This is a genomic window from Streptomyces sp. AM6-12 (assembly GCF_044327085.1).
Classification (GTDB): Bacteria; Actinomycetota; Actinomycetes; order Streptomycetales; family Streptomycetaceae; genus Streptomyces.
This window is the reverse complement of the sequence record NZ_JBIQWN010000001.1, coordinates 1627501-1643827: the sequence shown is the minus strand read 5'-3', so window position 1 is coordinate 1643827 and position 16327 is coordinate 1627501. Positions and strand designations below refer to the sequence as shown.

The 16327-nt window shown below is 72.0% G+C and carries 18 protein-coding genes; 9 read left to right on the top strand and 9 right to left on the bottom strand.

What is annotated here, in order from left to right:
* Positions 1-42 precede the first annotated feature (42 nt).
* From ACE4Q9_RS07365 to zapE, 6 genes are all read right to left on the bottom strand, one after another.
* Positions 43-1605 (bottom strand): FAD-dependent oxidoreductase, encoded by a 1563-nt coding sequence (locus ACE4Q9_RS07365; protein WP_397983417.1) that lies wholly within the window; start codon positions 1603-1605, stop codon positions 43-45.
* A gap of 30 nt (positions 1606-1635) precedes the next feature.
* Positions 1636-2478: a PPK2 family polyphosphate kinase gene (locus ACE4Q9_RS07360; RefSeq protein ID WP_397983416.1), complete on the bottom strand. Its 843-nt coding sequence runs from the start codon at positions 2476-2478 to the stop codon at positions 1636-1638.
* 85 nt (positions 2479-2563) lie between these two features.
* Positions 2564-3124, bottom strand: coding sequence for a YbhB/YbcL family Raf kinase inhibitor-like protein (locus tag ACE4Q9_RS07355; protein WP_397983415.1), 561 nt, complete (start codon positions 3122-3124; stop codon positions 2564-2566).
* 9 nt (positions 3125-3133) lie between these two features.
* On the bottom strand, positions 3134-4225 hold the full coding sequence (locus tag ACE4Q9_RS07350; protein WP_397983414.1) for an SPFH domain-containing protein: 1092 nt from the start codon (positions 4223-4225) through the stop codon (positions 3134-3136).
* Between the two features lie 93 nt (positions 4226-4318).
* On the bottom strand, positions 4319-4897 hold the full coding sequence (locus ACE4Q9_RS07345; protein ID WP_397983413.1) for a carbonic anhydrase: 579 nt from the start codon (positions 4895-4897) through the stop codon (positions 4319-4321).
* Between the two features lie 90 nt (positions 4898-4987).
* Positions 4988-6094 carry a cell division protein ZapE gene (gene zapE / locus ACE4Q9_RS07340; protein WP_397983412.1) on the bottom strand — a complete coding sequence of 369 codons (1107 nt, stop codon included), beginning with the start codon at positions 6092-6094 and terminating at the stop codon, positions 4988-4990.
* A 37-nt stretch (positions 6095-6131) separates the two neighbouring features.
* Here zapE and ACE4Q9_RS07335 point away from each other — a divergent pair, with 37 nt between their 5' ends.
* The 8 genes from ACE4Q9_RS07335 (at position 6132) to ACE4Q9_RS07300 (ending at position 13001) form a co-directional block, all read left to right on the top strand.
* A complete protein-coding gene (locus ACE4Q9_RS07335) occupies positions 6132-6941 on the top strand; it encodes a pyrimidine reductase family protein (RefSeq protein WP_397983411.1) in 810 nt (269 codons plus the stop codon).
* Between the two features lie 129 nt (positions 6942-7070).
* Complete coding sequence (locus ACE4Q9_RS07330; protein ID WP_397983410.1) at positions 7071-7544, top strand: indole-3-glycerol phosphate synthase; 474 nt, start codon at positions 7071-7073, stop codon at positions 7542-7544.
* Positions 7545-7620: 76 nt separating this feature from the next.
* Positions 7621-9012: a UDP-N-acetylmuramate--L-alanine ligase gene (gene murC / locus ACE4Q9_RS07325; RefSeq protein ID WP_397983409.1), complete on the top strand. Its 1392-nt coding sequence runs from the start codon at positions 7621-7623 to the stop codon at positions 9010-9012.
* Positions 9013-9025: 13 nt separating this feature from the next.
* Positions 9026-9433 carry a peptide-methionine (R)-S-oxide reductase MsrB gene (msrB, locus tag ACE4Q9_RS07320; RefSeq protein WP_397983408.1) on the top strand — a complete coding sequence of 136 codons (408 nt, stop codon included), beginning with the start codon at positions 9026-9028 and terminating at the stop codon, positions 9431-9433.
* Between the two features lie 131 nt (positions 9434-9564).
* Complete coding sequence (locus tag ACE4Q9_RS07315) at positions 9565-10677, top strand: ABC transporter ATP-binding protein (protein WP_397983407.1); 1113 nt, start codon at positions 9565-9567, stop codon at positions 10675-10677.
* On the top strand, positions 10674-11327 hold the full coding sequence (locus ACE4Q9_RS07310; protein ID WP_397983406.1) for an ABC transporter permease: 654 nt from the start codon (positions 10674-10676) through the stop codon (positions 11325-11327). The genes ACE4Q9_RS07315 and ACE4Q9_RS07310 overlap by 4 nt, the downstream gene beginning before the upstream one ends.
* Complete coding sequence (locus tag ACE4Q9_RS07305; RefSeq protein ID WP_397983405.1) at positions 11324-11992, top strand: ABC transporter permease; 669 nt, start codon at positions 11324-11326, stop codon at positions 11990-11992. The genes ACE4Q9_RS07310 and ACE4Q9_RS07305 overlap by 4 nt, the downstream gene beginning before the upstream one ends.
* 88 nt (positions 11993-12080) lie before the next feature.
* On the top strand, positions 12081-13001 hold the full coding sequence (locus ACE4Q9_RS07300; RefSeq protein WP_397983404.1) for an ABC transporter substrate-binding protein: 921 nt from the start codon (positions 12081-12083) through the stop codon (positions 12999-13001).
* A gap of 74 nt (positions 13002-13075) precedes the next feature.
* On the opposite strand, the gene ACE4Q9_RS07295 is transcribed toward ACE4Q9_RS07300, so the two are convergent.
* The 3 genes from ACE4Q9_RS07295 to ACE4Q9_RS07285 all read right to left on the bottom strand — a co-directional run bounded on the left by ACE4Q9_RS07295 (position 13076) and on the right by ACE4Q9_RS07285 (position 14772).
* A complete protein-coding gene (locus ACE4Q9_RS07295; RefSeq protein WP_397983403.1) occupies positions 13076-13531 on the bottom strand; it encodes a tellurite resistance TerB family protein in 456 nt (151 codons plus the stop codon).
* 99 nt (positions 13532-13630) lie between these two features.
* A complete protein-coding gene (locus ACE4Q9_RS07290) occupies positions 13631-14071 on the bottom strand; it encodes a DUF6114 domain-containing protein (protein WP_397983402.1) in 441 nt (146 codons plus the stop codon).
* A 5-nt stretch (positions 14072-14076) separates the two neighbouring features.
* The gene (locus tag ACE4Q9_RS07285) at positions 14077-14772 is read right to left on the bottom strand and encodes a DUF6230 family protein (RefSeq protein WP_397983401.1); all 696 of its coding nucleotides are present in this window, start codon (positions 14770-14772) and stop codon (positions 14077-14079) included.
* A 774-nt stretch (positions 14773-15546) separates the two neighbouring features.
* Here ACE4Q9_RS07285 and ACE4Q9_RS07280 point away from each other — a divergent pair.
* Positions 15547-16197, top strand: coding sequence for a Tat pathway signal sequence domain protein (locus tag ACE4Q9_RS07280; RefSeq protein WP_397983400.1), 651 nt, complete (start codon positions 15547-15549; stop codon positions 16195-16197).
* The last annotated feature ends 130 nt before the right edge of the window (positions 16198-16327 follow it).

Sequence of the window (16327 nt, the reverse complement as noted above, 5' to 3'; positions counted from 1 at the left end):
GCAGGTGCCCCTGGTGGCGCGACCCCGCCCGGCGGCCGCCGCTCACTCGACGTCGCGCTCGGCGTCCTCCGGTGTGCCGCTCGGGGCGTCCTCGAGGTCCCGCTGCTCCAGCGGCCGTACCGCAGGGCCCTGGAGCACCCGCCCGTCGACGTCGAAGCGGGAGCCGTGGCAGGGGCACTCCCAGGCGCGTTCGGCGCGGTTGAAGGCGACCAGGCAGCCCAGGTGGGTGCAGCGGGCCGAGACGGCGTGCAGCGCGCCCGCGTCGTCGCGGTGCACGGCGAGCCGCTGCTCACCGGCCCGCACCAGCGCGCCGTCGCCCGGCTCCAGGTCGTCGAGGTCGACGGCGGGCTTCAGCCGGTCGCCGATGAAGTGCCGGGCCACCTCCGCCTGCGTCTTGAGCAGCGCGGGCGCCTCGCGCACCACCGACTTCAGGCGCCGGGGGTCGTACAGCTCCCGCCAGGGGCAGTCCCGGCCGGTGATCAGTGCGCTCAGCAGCAGCCCGGCCATGATGCCGCCGCTCAGACCCCAGCCGCCGAAGCCGGTGGCCACGTACGTGTGCCGGGCGGCCGGGTGCAGCGGGCCGACCAGCGGCACGGTGTCGGTGGCGTCGTTGTCCTGGGTGGCCCAGGCGTGGTCGAGGCGCACGCCGGGGAAGTGCCGCTCCGCCCACCCGGCGAGCCCTTCGAAACCGGCGCCCGGATCGCCGGTGCCGGGCGTGAAGTGCTCCCCGGTGACCACGAGCAGCCGCCCGCCGTCGTACGGCGCGGTCCGTACCGAACGGGTGTTCTCCTCGGGGGTGATGTACATGCCCTCCGGGTCGGGGCCGTCGCCCAGTGGCCCCGCGACGACCAGTTCGCGGCGCGGGTGCAGCCGGGCGAACAGCAGCGCGCGGTCGAAGATCGGGTAGTGCGTGGCGACGACGACGTCCCGCGCGGTGACGGTGTGGCCCGTCTCGGTGGTCAGCTTGCAGGGGCCCGAGGCGCCGCCCTCGTCCAGGCCGACGACCCGTGTCCCCTCGTACACCCGGCCGCCGCGCGCGATCAGGTCCTCGGTGAGCGCCCGCAGGTATTTCACCGGGTGGTACTGCGCCTGCCCGGTCACCCGCACCGCGCCCGCCACCGGGAACGGCAGCCCGGTCTCCGTGGTGAACGACGCGTCCAGGCCCGCCTCGCGCGCGGCCCGCGCCTCCGCCCGCACCTCGTCCACCCGCTCCGGGTCCCGGACGAAGGTGTACGCGTCCCGCGTCTCCCACTCGCACTCGATGCCCAACTCGGCCACCAGGCCGGCCGCGTGCTCGATCGCCTCCGACTGCGAACGGGCGTACAGCCGGGCCCCCTCGGGCCCGCGGGTGTGCCGCAGCCGGTCGTAGATCAGGGTGTGCTGAGCGGTCAGCTTGGCCGTGGTGTGGCCGGTGACCCCGCCCGCCACCCGTCCGGCCTCCAGGACGACGACCCGCAGACCCGCCCTGGCCAGCTCGTACGCGGTGCTCAGGCCGGCCATCCCGGCGCCGATCACGGCCGCGTCGGCCTCGGTGTCCCCGGCGAGGGCGGGGTGGGCGGGGCCGGGGGCGGTGCCCAGCCAGTACGACTCGGTGACGGTGCGCATGCCCGCCGGGTACCCCCGGCCGGGGGCGGCTCACGTCTCCGTCAGCAGCCGCTTACGCCACTCGGCCGGATCGAGGCGGGGCTGCGGGTACTTCGGGTCCAGCTCCCGCAGGTGTTCGAGGAGCAGCCGGCCGACGGCCCAGTTCCGGTACCACTTGCGGTCGGCGGGGATCACGTACCAGGGCGGGGTGGCGCAGTGGGCGAGGGCCAGCTCGTACGCCTCCTGGTAGGCGGGCCACAGGGCGCGTTCGCCGATGTCGGAGGGGGCGAACTTCCAGCGCTTGTCCGGCCGGTCGAGGCGGCGCAGCAGCCGGCGCCGTTGCTCCTCGTAGGACAGGTGGAGGAAGCACTTGATCAAGGTCACGCCGTCCTCGGCGAGGGTGCGCTCGAAGTCGTTGATCTGGCCGTAGCGGCTGCCGGTCACGGCGGGCGGGACGAGGTGCCGTACGCGGGGGACCAGGACGTCCTCGTAGTGCGAGCGGTCGAAGATGCCGATCTCGCCGGGCCGCGGCAGCTCTTTGCGCACCCGCCACAGGAAGTCGTGCCGCAGCTCCTCGGCGGTGGGTGCCTTGAAGGCGTGGATCCGGCAGCCCGAGGGGTTGAGGTGGCCGATCACATGCTTGACCGTGCCGCCCTTGCCGCTGGTGTCCATTCCCTGGAGCACCAGCAGCACCCGGCGCCGGTCGCCCGCGGTGCCCGCCGCCCACAGCCGCTCCTGGAGTTCCGCCAGCTCCTTGCCCATGCGCTCGGCGTCGGCGAGCGAGGCGTGTTTGCCGCCGGGGGCGCCGGGGGTGGCCGCCGGATCGTGGGCGGCCAGGTCGACGGGCTCGCCCGGTGGCAGGCGCAGCAGGTGCCGCAGATCTCGTTTCGCCACGGGCGTCCCTTCGCTCGGCGTCCTTCGGCTCGGCGCCCTTCGATGGTGCGTCGGCCGGCGCCCGGCACGCCAGCACGCGGCCCGCTCAGCGGCCGTAGCGGCCGGTCAGGGTGCCGGTGGCGAGGGTGTGACCGGACAGGGCGCGCCGGAGGTCGCCGGGGGAGGCCGCGGGGGAGAGGGGCGGGCGGCGGTCGGTGGCGTAGACCGTGAGGACGTAGCGGTGCGGGTGGTCGCCGTGCGGCGGGCACGGGCCGCTGTAGCCGGTCTCGCCGAAGCTGTTGCGGCCCTCGACGGCGCCGGGCGGGTGCGCCCCGGCGGACAGCCGGCGGGTGCCCGCGGCGATGTCCCAGACCAGCCAGTGGATGAGCGTACCGCCCGGCGCGTCGAGGTCCCGCACCGTCACGGCGAGGGAGCCCGTGCCCGCGGGCACCCCGGAGAGGGCGAGCGGGGGCGAGACGTCCGCGCCGTCGCAGGTGAAGCGGCGGGGGACGGTACCGCCGTCGCGGTACGCCGTGCTCGTCACGGTGAGGGGGCGGGCGGGGGACGTGGCCGTCGCGTCCCTCGGGGAGGCGGTACCGGCTCCGCAGCCCGCGACGGCCGTGACGGCGGCAAGGACGACCGCCGTGATCGCCGGGCTCTTGCGCATACCGGCAGGCTAGTCGGGGCGAGGGCCTCCGCCGGGGTTCGGCGCGAGACTGCGGCGGGCGATCTCGGGATCGGGTCCCGGGGCGCCGTTGAGATCCGGCACTTGCGCCCGGTCGCCGTTCGGGATGGTCTCCCGAGGGGAGGCGCTTTCCGGAGGGGTGGTCTCAGGGGCGGCGGTTTCCTGAGGGGTGATCGCGGCCGCGCCGGTCTCCTGGGGTGCGATCCGAGGCGCGGCGGTTTCCTCGGGGGTGACCTCCTTGGCACCCTGATCCGGGTCCGGATGCGACGACCCGACGGCGGCCGGTGCGTCGGCGGCGCGCGCCTCGGCGGCCGGTGTGTCCCCCCGGTTGCCCCGCTCCAGGAAGTGCAGCAGCTCCACCGGGATCGGCAGGACCAGCGTGGAGTTCTTCTCGGCGGACACCGCCATCACCGTCTGCAGCAGCCGCAGTTGGAGCGCGGCCGGGGTGCCGGACATCTGCTGGGCGGCCTCGGCGAGCTTCTTGGACGCCTGGAGTTCGGCGTCGGCGTTGATGATCCGGGCCCGGCGCTCCCGGTCCGCCTCGGCCTGGCGGGCCATGGACCGCTTCATCGTGTCGGGCAGCGAGACGTCCTTGATCTCGACCCGGTCCACCTGGATGCCCCAGCCCACGGCCGGGCTGTCGATCATCAGCTCCAGGCCCTGGTTGAGCTTCTCGCGGTTGGAGAGCAGATCGTCCAGGTCGCTCTTGCCGATGATGGACCGCAGCGAGGTCTGCGCCATCTGCGAGACGGCGAACTTGTAGTCCTCGACCTTGATCAGCGCGCTGGTCGCGTCGACCACCCGGAAGTAGACGACCGCGTCCACCCGCACGGTCACGTTGTCGCGGGTGATGCCCTCCTGGGCGGGGATCGGCAGCGTGACGATCTGCATGTTGACCTTCGCCAGCCGGTCCACGAAGGGAATGATCAGCGTGAACCCCGGCGGCCGCGCCTCCCCGCCCACCCGGCCGAGCCGGAACAGCACCCCGCGCTCGTACTGCTTGATCACACGGGCCGACATCCCCGTGTACACCAGCGCGACGCAGAGCAGTGCGACGATCGCCCCCACCAGCTCCTGGACCATGACGACCTCCTCACACAGAGGTCAGATTCGGCTGTCGATGTAACGATATGCCTTTTTTGAACCAGGGGGATCGCCAGGGGGATCGCCGGGGAATCAGAGAGATTCGAAGGTGTCGGTCTCCGCCCGGTGGGCCCGCACCGCGCCGGTATGCACCTCGTAGTACCAGCCGTGCAGCCCCAGCCGGCCCTCGGTGAGTCCCCGCTCCACGCACGGGTACGAGCGCAGCCGCAGCAACTGCGTCAGCACATGGCACTGCACGGCCTCGGCGACCTCCGGGTCCTCGGGGGTGCCGGACGGGCGCGGCGCGGCATGCGCCAGCCAGTCGCGCACGGCCGGTACGGCGGTGAGGTCGTCGCCCCGCACCAGCGCGCCCACCGCGCCGCAGTGCGAGTGGCCGCAGACCACGACGTCGCGGACGCCGAGCACCTCCACCGCGTACTCGATGGTGGCCGCCTCGCCGGTGGGGTGGGAGGAGGCGTACGGCGGGACGATGTTGCCCGCCGTACGCAGCTCGAACAGCTGGCCGGGTCGGGCGCCGGTGATCAGGGCCGGGACGACGCGGGAGTCGGAGCAGGTGATGAACAGGACCTGCGGAGACTGGCCCTCGGCGAGCCGGGCGAACTCCTCAGGGCGGTGCCCGAAGTGACGGGCATTGTCGATGAGGGGCTGCATAGGGGTCCATGCCTCTCGTGCGAGCCAACCATTGGTCAACGACAGGTCAAGAAAGACATTAGCGCGGCAAAGCCGCCCGTGGACCGCATTTCACCCGATCGGGACGAGCCCCTTGGCGTCGCGGGCGAGCGCCGTGAGGCGGGATATCGCCCGGAAGTACTTCTTGCGGTACCCGCCGTTCAGCATCTCCTCGCTGAACAGCTTGTCGAACGGCAGCCCGGACGCCAGGACCGGGACCTCGCGGTCGTAGAGCCGGTCCGCGAGCACCACCAGGCGCAGCGCCGTCGACTGGTCCGGCACCGGGCGCACGCCGGTGAGGCAGACCGCCTTCAGGCCGTCGGTCAGCGCGCCGTACCGGCTCGGGTGCACCTTGGCCAGATGGTCCAGCAGATGCGGGAAGTCGTCCAGGGAGGCGCCCTCGGTGGCGTACGCCGCCTTGGTCACCTGCTCGTCGGTGAACGGCGCCGGTGCCTCGGGCAGGCCCCGGTGGCGGTAGTCCTCGCCGTCGATGCGCAGGGCGCGGAAGTGGGCGGACAGGCCCTGGATCTCGCGCAGGAAGTCGGCGGCGGCGAACCGGCCCTCGCCCAGCTTGCCGGGCAGCGTGTTGGAGGTGGCGGCGAGCGCGACACCGGCCTCGACCAGCTTGCCGAGCAGTGTCGAGACGAGCACCGTGTCGCCCGGATCGTCCAGCTCGAACTCGTCGATGCACAGCAGCCGGTGCCCGGACAGGGTCTGCACGGTCTGCTGGAAGCCGAGGGCGCCGACCAGGTTCGTCAGCTCCACGAAGGTGCCGAACGCCTTGCGGGAGGGCTCGGCGGGGGTGGCGTGCCACAGGGAGGCGAGCAGATGGGTCTTGCCGACGCCGTAGCCGCCGTCGAGGTAGACGCCGCGGGGACCCGCCGGGGCCTTCGGCGCCCTGGCCCGGCCGAAGCCGAGGAAGCCGCGCCGCCCCGCGCCGGAGGCGTGCGCCCCGCCCAGCCCGGCCGCGAAGCCCTCCAGGACCCTGACGGCCTCGGTCTGGCTGGGCTGGTTCGGGTCCGGTATGTACGTCGAGAAGCGGACCGCGTCGAAGCGCGGCGGCGGCACCATCTCGGCGACCAGCCGGTCCGCGGGGACGTGCGGCTCGCGCTCGCACAGGGAGAGGGGGCCCGCTTCGGTCGGCGCGCTGGGTCCGGGGGCGGTGGTGGAGGACGACACGATTACCCATGCTAAGCGCCGTGTCACACTGCACGACATGCGACGCCTGTTCCCTGTGACCGACGAAACACCAGCCCGGGCTTCCGGCGGGGGTGAAACCGGTGGGGGCAAAAGGCGCGCCGCGGGCGCCGACTGCGAGTGGAGCCTCGCCGAGCTGGCCGCCGCCTACGCGTACCCGGCGAAGCGGCCCTGGCTGCGCGCCAACATGGTGTCCTCGCTCGACGGCGCCGCCCAGCACGACGGCCACTCCCAGCCCATCTCCAGCGCCACCGACATGCGCGTGTTCGGCACGCTGCGGGCGCTGGCGGATGTCGTGGTCGTCGGTGCGGAAACGGTACGGCAGGAGGGGTACCGGCCGGCCCGCGCACGGGCGGAGTTCGCCGCGGCGCGCGAGGCGGCCGGGCAGGGCCCCGCACCGGCGATCGCGGTCGTCACGGCGAGCCTGGAGCTGGATTTCTCGCTCCCGCTGTTCACCTCGCCCGTGGTGCCCACGCTCGTCCTGACCGGCGCCGCGGCCGCGCCCGAGAGGGTCGCCGCCGCCGAGAAGGCCGGTGCGCGGGTGGTCGTCGCCGGTGAGGGCATGGGCGTCGACCCCGAGCGCGCGGTACGAGCCCTCGCCGGGCTCGGCCACCACCGGCTGCTCACCGAGGGCGGGCCCCGGCTGCTCGGCCAGCTGATCGCCGCCGAGGTGCTCGACGAGCTGTGTCTGACCCTCTCGCCGACGCTCACCGCGGGGGACGCGCAGCGCATCGCCGGGGGGCCCTCGGTCGCCGTGCCGCGCCGGTTCGAACTGGTGTCCCTGCTGGAAGAGGACGGATTTCTGTTCGGTTGCTACCGCAGGCCCTGAAATCAGCGGAATCTTCCGTTCCGTTTGACCTTCGGCGGGCACACTTAGTCCCGCAGTACCCGTGCAGGCGCGGGGAAAAATGGTTTCCGCAGGGGGCTGCCGTGGCCCACGGAGGAGAAGAGGCGTTTGGTGTTCACGAGCGTACTGATGATCGAGAAGGCGCTGACGTCCGCGGACGTCGAGTTCGTCACCACCTTGCACGGCGACGAGCCGGTCGCCTTCCATGTGCTCCTCCAGCCGCGCGGTGACCAGGCGGACCGCCTGCTGCGGGCCATCGACGACATCGCGCTCGGCGAGCTGGACGAGGCGGTGCGCGAGCACGAGACCCCGGAGGGGGAGGACGCGCGCAGCGTCGGCCGGCAGGCGCTGGACGTCTCCGTCGCCGCCCTGCGGGCCTCCGGCAGCGCGGCGGACGGGCGGCTGGTCGAGGACCATCCGCTGGACGCGCTGAAGGCGATGGTGGCGGAGGTGGGCGCGGACGAGGTGATCGTCCTCACGGATCCGCACTACGTGGAGGAGTTCTTCCACCGGGACTGGGCCTCGCGGGCCCGGCACAAGGTGGGGGTGCCGGTGCTGAAGCTGTTCTCGCACAGCAAGGCGTAGGGGCTTCGCCGAAGTCAGGGGCCGAGCGCATAGGCTAGGCCCCGCTCAAGCTCGTACCGTCTCTGGGGAGAAACGCATGGCACCCGGCCTTCCTGCCGCCATGGACCGACCGCACTTCATCGGCATCGGCGGCGCCGGGATGTCGGGGATCGCGAAGATCCTCGCCCAGCGCGGGGCCGAGGTCGCCGGCAGTGACGCCAAGGACTCGGCGACCGCGCGGGCGCTGCGCGCGCTCGGGGTCACCGTGCACCTCGGGCACGCGGCCGGGCACCTCGCCGACGACGCCAGCTGTGTCGTCGTCTCGTCCGCCATCCGCGCGGACAACCCGGAGCTGGCCCGCGCCGCCGAGCTGGGCATCCCGGTGGTGCACCGCTCGGACGCGCTGGCCGCGCTGATGGAGGGGCTGCGCCCGATCGCCGTGGCCGGGACGCACGGCAAGACGACCACCACCTCGATGCTGGCCGTCTCCCTCGGCGAGCTGGGCCTGAAGCCGTCGTACGCCATCGGCGGCGACCTGGACGCGCCCGGCTCCAACGCGCTGCACGGCGAGGGCGACATCTTCGTCGCCGAGGCGGACGAATCGGACCGCAGCTTCCACAAGTACGCGCCCGAGGTCGCCATCGTCCTCAACGTGGAGCTGGACCACCACGCCAACTACGCGTCGATGGACGAGATCTACGAGTCCTTCGAGACCTTCGCCGGGAAGATCGTGCCCGGCGGCGCCCTGGTGATCTCCGCCGACCACGAGGGCGCCCGCGAGCTGACCCGGCGGCTGGCCGGATCGGTGCGGACGGTGACGTACGGTGAGGCCGCGGACGCCGATGTGCGGGTCACTGCCATCGTCCCGCAGGGCCTGAAAAGCCTGGTCACCGCGGTGTTCGACGGCGAAGAGCTGACCTTCGCGGTCTCCGTGCCCGGCCGGCACTACGCCCTCAACGCCGTCGCCGCGCTCGCCGCCGGTGCCGCGCTCGGCATCCCGGCCGCACAGCTGGCGCCCGCCATCGCCGCCTACACCGGGGTCAAGCGGCGCCTCCAGCTCAAGGGCGAGGCCGCCGGGGTGCAGGTGATCGACTCCTACGCCCACCACCCCACCGAGATGACCGCGGACCTGGAGGCGATGCGGGCCGCCGCCGGCGACGCCCGGATCCTCGTCGTCTTCCAGCCGCACCTGTTCTCCCGCACCCAGGAGCTGGGCAAGGAGATGGGCCAGGCCCTGGCGCTCGCCGACGCCTCCGTGGTCCTGGACATCTACCCGGCCCGCGAGGACCCGATTCCGGGGGTCACCAGCGAGCTGGTCATCGAGTCCGCGCGGGCCGCGGACGCCCAGGTCACCGCGGTGCACGACAAGGCGGAGATCCCGGCCGTGATCGCGGGAATGGCCCAGCCCGGCGATCTCGTTCTCACCATGGGCGCGGGCGACGTGACCGACCTGGGCCCGCTGATCCTGGACCGCCTGTCGCAGCAGTAAGGGGCTGAGACCCATGTCGTACGACATCGAGAAGCCGGACGAGCAGTGGCGCGCGGAGCTGAGTCCGAGCGAGTACGCGGTGCTGCGCCAGGCCGCGACCGAGCCCGCTTTCACCGGTGAGTACACGGACACCACCACCAAGGGCGTCTACTCCTGCCGCGCCTGCGGGGCCGAGCTGTTCACCTCCGAGACCAAGTTCGCCTCGCACTGCGGCTGGCCGTCCTTCTTCGACCCGAAGGACAGCGACGCGGTGGAGCTGGTCGAGGACCGCTCCCACGGGATGGTCCGCACCGAGGTGCGCTGCGCCCGCTGCGGCTCGCACCTCGGGCATGTCTTCGCGGGGGAGGGGTATCCGACCCCCACCGACCAGCGGTACTGCATCAACTCGATCTCGCTGCGCCTGGCGCCCGAGGAGAGCTGACACACCTCGAACGCGCCGGAGGAACCGGGCCGTTGCCGTCTAGACTCTCGCGGCAGCGGCCCGCGCGTCGTAGGCCGTGCCGTGGCCGCGGGCGGGCGGAGAGCTGTCAGACCCGAAGGGTGTTCGGCGTTTTGATACGGATAGATGCAGTCACGAAGCGGTACGACGACGGCACGGTCGCGGTCGACCGGCTGTCGCTGGAGATACCGGACCGCGCGATCACCGTCCTCGTCGGGCCCTCCGGCTGCGGCAAGACGACGACCCTGCGGATGATCAACCGGATGGTGGAGCCCACCGAGGGCAGCATCCTCCTGGACGGCGCGGACATCCGGCAGCAGCCGGTCAACTCCCTGCGCCGCTCGATGGGTTACGTCATCCAGAACGCCGGTCTCTTCCAGCACCGCACCATCCTCGACAACATCGCCACCGTGCCCCGGCTGCTCGGCTGGAGCAGGCAGAAGGCGCGCGGGCGGGCCGCGGAGCTGATGGAGCGGGTCGGGCTCGACGCCTCGCTCGCGCGGCGCTATCCGTACCAGCTCTCCGGCGGCCAGCAGCAGCGCGTCGGGGTGGCCCGCGCGCTCGCCGCCGATCCGCCGGTGCTGCTGATGGACGAGCCGTTCTCCGCCGTCGACCCCGTGGTCCGCAAGGGCCTCCAGGACGAACTGCTGAGGATCCAGGCCGAGTTGGGCAAGACGATCGTCTTCGTCACGCATGACATCGACGAGGCGATCAAACTGGGCACCATGGTCGCGGTGCTGCGCGAGGGCGGCCGGCTGGCGCAGTTCGCCCCGCCGGCCGAACTGCTCAGCGCACCGGCCGACGCCTTCGTGGAGGACTTCCTCGGCGCCGACCGGGGCATCCGGCGGCTGTCCTTCTTCCCCGCCGGCGGACTGGAGTTGACGGCCGCGCCGCTGGTCCCGCTGGACGCGGACGCCGAACGGCTCGCCGCCGCCGGCGGCGCCCCCTACCTCCTGGCCACCGGCACCGACGGGCGCCCGCTCGGCTGGGCCACGCCCGGCGGCCCCCTCGACCCGGACCAACTCCTGGACCACGGGCGGCCGTTCCGGCCCGGCACCGACTCGCTGCGCACCGCCCTGGACGGGGCCGTGCTGTCGCCCACCGGGTGGGCGGTCGCGGTGGACGGCGAGGGACGCGCGGTGGGCGTCGTATCACAGACGGCCATCGGGGAGGCGATCCGCGCCGCCCACGGCCGGGCGGGCGCCGAGGCGAAGGCCGCCTCATGAACGGCTTCTTCGATCTGCCGAGCGACCTCCAGTACAGCTACCTCGGACTGGTCGGACTGCATCTGCGCGAGGCGCTGATCCCGGTGCTGGCCGGGCTGCTCGTCGCGCTGCCCATCGCCCAGCTGTGCGCCAGGTTCCGCTGGGTCTACCCGCCCGTGCTCGGGCTGACCACCGTGCTCTACTCCATCCCCTCGCTGGCCTTCTTCGTCGTCCTCATCGACTACTTCGGGCAGAGCGAGACCACGGTGATGATCCCGCTCGCGGTCTACAGCCTGGTGGTGCTGGTCCCCGGCATCGTGGACGGCGTCCGCTCGGTGCCGCGGGAGACGCTGGCCGCCGCCGAGGCGATGGGCTTCGGCCCGCTGCGCCGCTATCTCCAGGTCCAACTCCCCATCGCCGCACCGGCGATCATCGCCGGCCTCAGGGTGGCGGTCGTCTCCAGCCTGTCCCTGGTCAGCGTCGGCATGCTGATCGGCAACCAGGGTGCCCTGGGCAACATGCTCTACGACGCCAACGCCTACCACCGGCCCGCCCTGGCCGCCAACTCGGTCCTGACCACGGCGGTGCTGGCGATCCTCGCCGACGCCCTGCTGGTGCTCCTGCGCCGGCTGCTGACCCCCTGGACGCCGAGGAAGGGCGCCACCCGGTGAACGTACTGAACCTGGTCCACGCCTTTTTCGGCGACGGCGCCCACTGGCACGGCTACGACGGCATACCGGCCCGGCTCGCCGAGCACGTCACCTACTCGCTGGAGGCGCTGCTGGCCGCCGCCGTGATCGGGCTGCCGGTCGGCCTGCTCACCGGGCACTACGGCCGGGGCGGCAACGCGCTCGCGCTGATCGCCACCGCGGGACGGGCGCTGCCCAGCTTCGGTCTGCTGGTGCTCATGGTCCTGTGGCTCGGGCTGGGCCTGGTGCCGGTGATGATCCCGCTGGTGGTGCTCGCCGTACCGCCGATCCTGGTCACCACCTACGAGGCGGTGCGGGCCGTCGATCCGGCCCCGGTGGACGCCGCCCGCGGTATGGGGATGTCCGAGGCCCGCGTGCTGTTCCGGGTCGAGGTGCCGGTCGCGCTGCCGCTGATCCTGTCCGGGCTGCGCACGGCGGCCGTGCAGATCATCTCCACCGCCACCATCGCCGCGTACGTCGGCCTCGGCGGGCTCGGCCCGTACATCATCGGCGGCCTCGCCCAGCGCGACTACGAGAAGGTCGTCGGCGGTGCCGCGCTCGTGGCCGGGCTCGCCCTGCTGACCCTCGCGCTGTTCTGGGCGGTGGCCCGGATCACGGTGTCGCGGGGCGTACGCAGAAGCGTCTGAGCGATCGACCGCCGACTTCATCAAGAATGCGTTACAAGAGCGGGGCGCGCGGTTGACTCCGTGTCAAGCCCGTGGATTGGATCAGGTGGTGACTTCAACAACCCAGATCAGCAGGACCATACGGAGGAACCGGGGCGCGGCGGCGGTGGTCGCGCTCGCGACGGCCACGGCCCTGCTCGCGGGCTGCTCCGCCAAGTCCGGCGGCGTCGTCGTCGGCTCCAACAACTTCCCCGAGAGCAACCTGCTCGCCGACATCTACGGCGAGGCGCTCAAGGCCAAGGGGGTCGATGTCACGTACAAGCCGAACATCGGCAGCCGGGAGACCACGTACGGTCTGCTGAAGAACGGCTCCGTCGCCGTGCTGCCGGAGTACAACGGCGCGCTGCTGGCCTACCTCGACCCCAAGGCGACGCCGAAGACCGCCGAGGCGACCACGGCGGCCATCAAGGCCAAGCTCGACTCCAAGCTGACCCTGCTGGACGCCTCGGCGGCGCAGGACAAGGACACCCTGGTGGTCAACGCCGCGACCGCGCGGAAGTACGACCTCACCACCCGCTCCAGCGCCGCCGACCTGAAGGCCGTCGCCAAGGACCTGGTGATCGGGGGCTCGCCGGAGTTCCAGACCCGGCAGCAGGGGCTGGCGGGCCTGAAGTCCGTCTACGGGCTCGACTTCAAGTCCTTCAAGGCCCTGGACGCGGGCGGCACGCTCACCCAGACGGCGCTGAAGAAGAACGACGTGCAGGTCGCCGACCTGTTCAGCACCGATCCCACCATCACCAAGGAGAAGTTCGTCGTCCTCCAGGACCCCGAGAACCTCTTCGGCTTCCAGAACGTCCAGCCCCTCGTCTCGAAGACCGCCGTGCCCAAGAAGGGCGTCGCCGCCCTGAACGCGGTCTCCGCCAAGCTCGACACCACGACCCTGCTGAGCCTGGACGCGCAGGTGCAGCTCCAGCACAAGGACCCGCTGGACGTCGCGAAGGCGTGGCTGAAGTCCGCGGGGCTCGACTGAGCCGTCCCGCACAGGAGGGGGCGGGCGCACGACCGGGCAACCACGGCCGTGCGACCCGCCTCCGTCGCGTCGGCTCAGAGATCGAACTCGTGCGGCGGCAGTTCCAGGGTGTAGCACGCCTCGCGGACGACGGCCTGCTCGGTCTTGTCGAAGTCGCCGTCGGCGCCGCCGATGACGATGCCGATCTGGATGACGGCACGGGCCTCGGCGGGCTTCTTCTTGGCCTTGGCGATCTCCTGGAGGACGCTCACCTTGCCGAAGGCGAAATCGGTGGTGAGCTTGTTCAGATTGTCCTCGAAGCGGCGGCGCAGGTCGTCCGCGGGGAAGTTGGCCAGCACGTCGTTGGTGGCGATGAGCTGGGCCACGCGCTGGCGCTCGGCGGGGTCGACGGTGCCGTCCGCGGCGGCCACGAGGGCGCACATGGCCATGCTCGCGTCCCGGAAGGCACCGCTCTTCAGGTCGTTCTTCTTCGCCACCAACTGGGTCTGCATCTGCGACGCGGACTCCTTGACGCGGTCCCACAGGGCCATGCTCGCTCCTCGTATTCCACGGCGGATGCCCCGCGGCACCCACCGGCAACTTCTACAACACCGTAGAAACTGACGGTGGGGCCGGAAAGTTCCGGGACGTCAGGCCGCGGTCGTCCCGCCCTCCTCGGCGAGGGCCCGCGCCTGGCGGCGGCGCTTGCGGCGGCTGGTGCGCGGCTCCTGGTCCGGCAGCCAGCCGAAGGCGAGGCAGCTGCCGATGACGCCGAGCAGCAGCCCGATGAAGAAGCCGCCCAGATTGGAGGTGACCCAGGTGCCCAGCGACACCAACACGCCGAGGATGGAGTAGAAGAGTCGCTGGGCGGGGTTGAAGAGGATCAGCAGTCCCAGCAGCGCCATCAGGCCCGGCAGCAGATAGCCGGCCAGCCCTTGCATGCCGATGTGCATCACGACCTTCAGCGACGCCTTCTCGGTCAGCAGGATCTCGCCGCCGGCCAGGGCGAGCAGCAGCCCGCCCCAGAACGGCCGCCGGGACCGCCAGGCGCGGAAGGCGCGCCGGGGACCCGGTCGGGGACGGTCCGCCACGGCGCTCAGCAACCCGAGTCGCTGAAGCGCAGCTTGAGACCCGGCAGCTTGAACACCCCTGCCGTGGTCGCGTAGTTGGTCTGCCGCAGGTTCTTGATGTACACGCTGTCGGCCTGCTGGCTGAAGACGCCCTTCGGACCCTTGGCGTTGGCCTCGGTCAGCTCGCTCGCGTCGTTGCCGATCTCGATGTTGTTGAACGACGCGTCACCCGACATCTCGGTGGAGTCGGTGGTCAGATCGGACGCGCTGACCTGGGTGCTGCCGTTGCCCGCGGTGATCAGCAGGTTGGTGCCGCCGAGGTCCACGCTCTGGCACAGCTTGGACAGCGTGGCCTTCTTGATCGCCGAGGTGACGATGAGGACCTGGCCGCCGGTGTCACCGGCGTTGGGGCTGCCGTCGGCCATGTTGTCCAGGCCGCCGAACTGTTCGAAGCCGGTGCCGTGCAGCTCGTTCGCGGTGACCGTGAACGGCATGCCGGAGATCGAGAACTGCACGCCGAGCGCGCCCTGCGCGGTGAGCACCGCGAGGCCGGCGGCGACCAGGGTGGCGGGCACCGCCATGATCGCGGCGCGCCGGGCCCGGACGCGGCCCCGTCTGCCGGCCGCGGGGGGCGTGGTGCCGCCCGGTGCCTGCGACGGGGAAGCGCTCTCCGGGTTCTCGGGGGTGTTGCCGGTGGACGGGTTGTCCGGGGACGAGGCCATGTCTGCTCCCATGGGCATGGATCAATGCGGGTTGGGCTTCAGTGGCGCGATGTCCTGGCGCGGACAGCGGCCGCCGCGGACGCCTCCTCGCACTCCCGGCGGGCGCAAGGGCTTTCTCGTTACGCGGCGGTAGCCTTTCGAGGAAGTTACCGCCGGTTACATTTTGGGGTCAAGGGAGATGTGAAAAAAGGGTGTCGGCGGTGCGTGCGGGCCCGCGCGGGCCCCTCGGATCCCTCAACTTCCGCCGCACATCAAGGTGTTGACCGGTCCGACGGGTTGACGCCGGTGGTTGACGGCGTTACAAATTCTTCAGATTCCATGGATCCGTGGCGCCGGATCCCCGAGCGGCAGCGGCCGTGTCCGGCAAGGGCACCGGCCGCGTTCCCGGCCCTTACGCGGCACCCGCTCCAGCACACGGCGATCGATGCGAACCGCTGGTCGCCGCGCACGCCGGCTCCCTTGTGAGCGGCGGCCGTTCACGCACGGTGATCTTCCCGCACTTCGCGCGAGCACGGCACGGACAGCTCCCCCACGTGTCCGTACCGGCACTCCCTTGTTCGTCCGGCCCGGCCGATTCCCTCCGGGCACCGGCCGGTGTCCGGCCCGCCGCCGTCGCCGGTCCGTCGCGTAAGGAGAAGGCGTGACGGACCCGCGCCGGCGGCGACATCCCCACCGCACCAGCACCGCCGCGCACCGCCCCCGCCACCCCTCACGTCCCCGATTCCCCCACCCCCCACTGCCCCGTTTCCCCACACCCATCAGAGAGGCACCCGCATGCGTACGCGTACCCTCATCGCTCTCGCCGGCACCGCCACGGCCACCGCGCTCGCCCTCGTATCGGCCGGTCCCGCCTCCGCGGCCGGTACGGTCCTCACCACCGGCAGCGCCGGCGGCACCGCCGTCGCGGTCGGCGACACGCTCACCGCGCCGCTGGCGAGCGGCACTTCGGCCACCTTCTACTCCAGCTCGACCGGGACCAGCGGTGTCAAGTGCGGCACCTCCCAGTTCACCGCCAAGGTCACCGCCAACCCGGCCGCGCCGGGCACCGCCACCGAGTCCCTCACCGGGCAGACCTTCAGCGGCTGCACCAGCAACGTCACCGGCGTCCTCGGCGTCGGCAGCGTGACCATCGACAACCTGCCCTACACGGCGTCGGTCGCCTCCTCCGGCGCCCTCACCGTCGCGCCCCCGAGCGGCTCCGTCATCCAGTCCACGGTCAAGCTCAACACCCTGCTGGGCAGCGTCACCTGTGTCTACCAGGGCCCGAGCCTGTCCGGGAAGGCGGCCAACGCCGACAACAGCATCAGCTTCACCAACCAGCAGTTCACCAAGACCTCCGGGTCCTCGCTCTGCTTCTCCACCGCGTACTTCAGCGCCAAGTACGCGCCGGTGACGGACGGCGGGGCCTCGGTCTACGTCAACTGACGTCCTGCGGTCGGTCATTTCGGGCCAATCTGAACGCAGCGCCCAGGCGGCGTCGACGCGGTGCATTCCGGCATCGCGGCGGCGCCGCCCTGCTGTGCGCAGTCATGCCGAGGATGGCCCTAATCCCTTA

Bases quoted from the DNA above. Each gene is read 5' to 3' on its own strand.
- ACE4Q9_RS07285 (WP_397983401.1), bottom strand. From the start codon at position 14,772: ATGGCCTCGTCCCCGGACAACCCGTCCACCGGCAACACCCCCGAGAAC.
- ACE4Q9_RS07335 (WP_397983411.1), top strand. From the start codon at position 6,132: ATGCGACGCCTGTTCCCTGTGACCGACGAAACACCAGCCCGGGCTTCC.
- ACE4Q9_RS07295 (WP_397983403.1), bottom strand. From the start codon at position 13,531: ATGGCCCTGTGGGACCGCGTCAAGGAGTCCGCGTCGCAGATGCAGACC.
- ACE4Q9_RS07280 (WP_397983400.1), top strand. From the start codon at position 15,547: ATGCGTACGCGTACCCTCATCGCTCTCGCCGGCACCGCCACGGCCACC.
- ACE4Q9_RS07350 (WP_397983414.1), bottom strand. From the start codon at position 4,225: ATGGTCCAGGAGCTGGTGGGGGCGATCGTCGCACTGCTCTGCGTCGCG.
- ACE4Q9_RS07365 (WP_397983417.1), bottom strand. From the start codon at position 1,605: ATGCGCACCGTCACCGAGTCGTACTGGCTGGGCACCGCCCCCGGCCCC.
- msrB (WP_397983408.1), top strand. From the start codon at position 9,026: ATGTCGTACGACATCGAGAAGCCGGACGAGCAGTGGCGCGCGGAGCTG.
- ACE4Q9_RS07345 (WP_397983413.1), bottom strand. From the start codon at position 4,897: ATGCAGCCCCTCATCGACAATGCCCGTCACTTCGGGCACCGCCCTGAG.
- murC (WP_397983409.1), top strand. From the start codon at position 7,621: ATGGCACCCGGCCTTCCTGCCGCCATGGACCGACCGCACTTCATCGGC.
- ACE4Q9_RS07355 (WP_397983415.1), bottom strand. From the start codon at position 3,124: ATGCGCAAGAGCCCGGCGATCACGGCGGTCGTCCTTGCCGCCGTCACG.
- ACE4Q9_RS07310 (WP_397983406.1), top strand. From the start codon at position 10,674: ATGAACGGCTTCTTCGATCTGCCGAGCGACCTCCAGTACAGCTACCTC.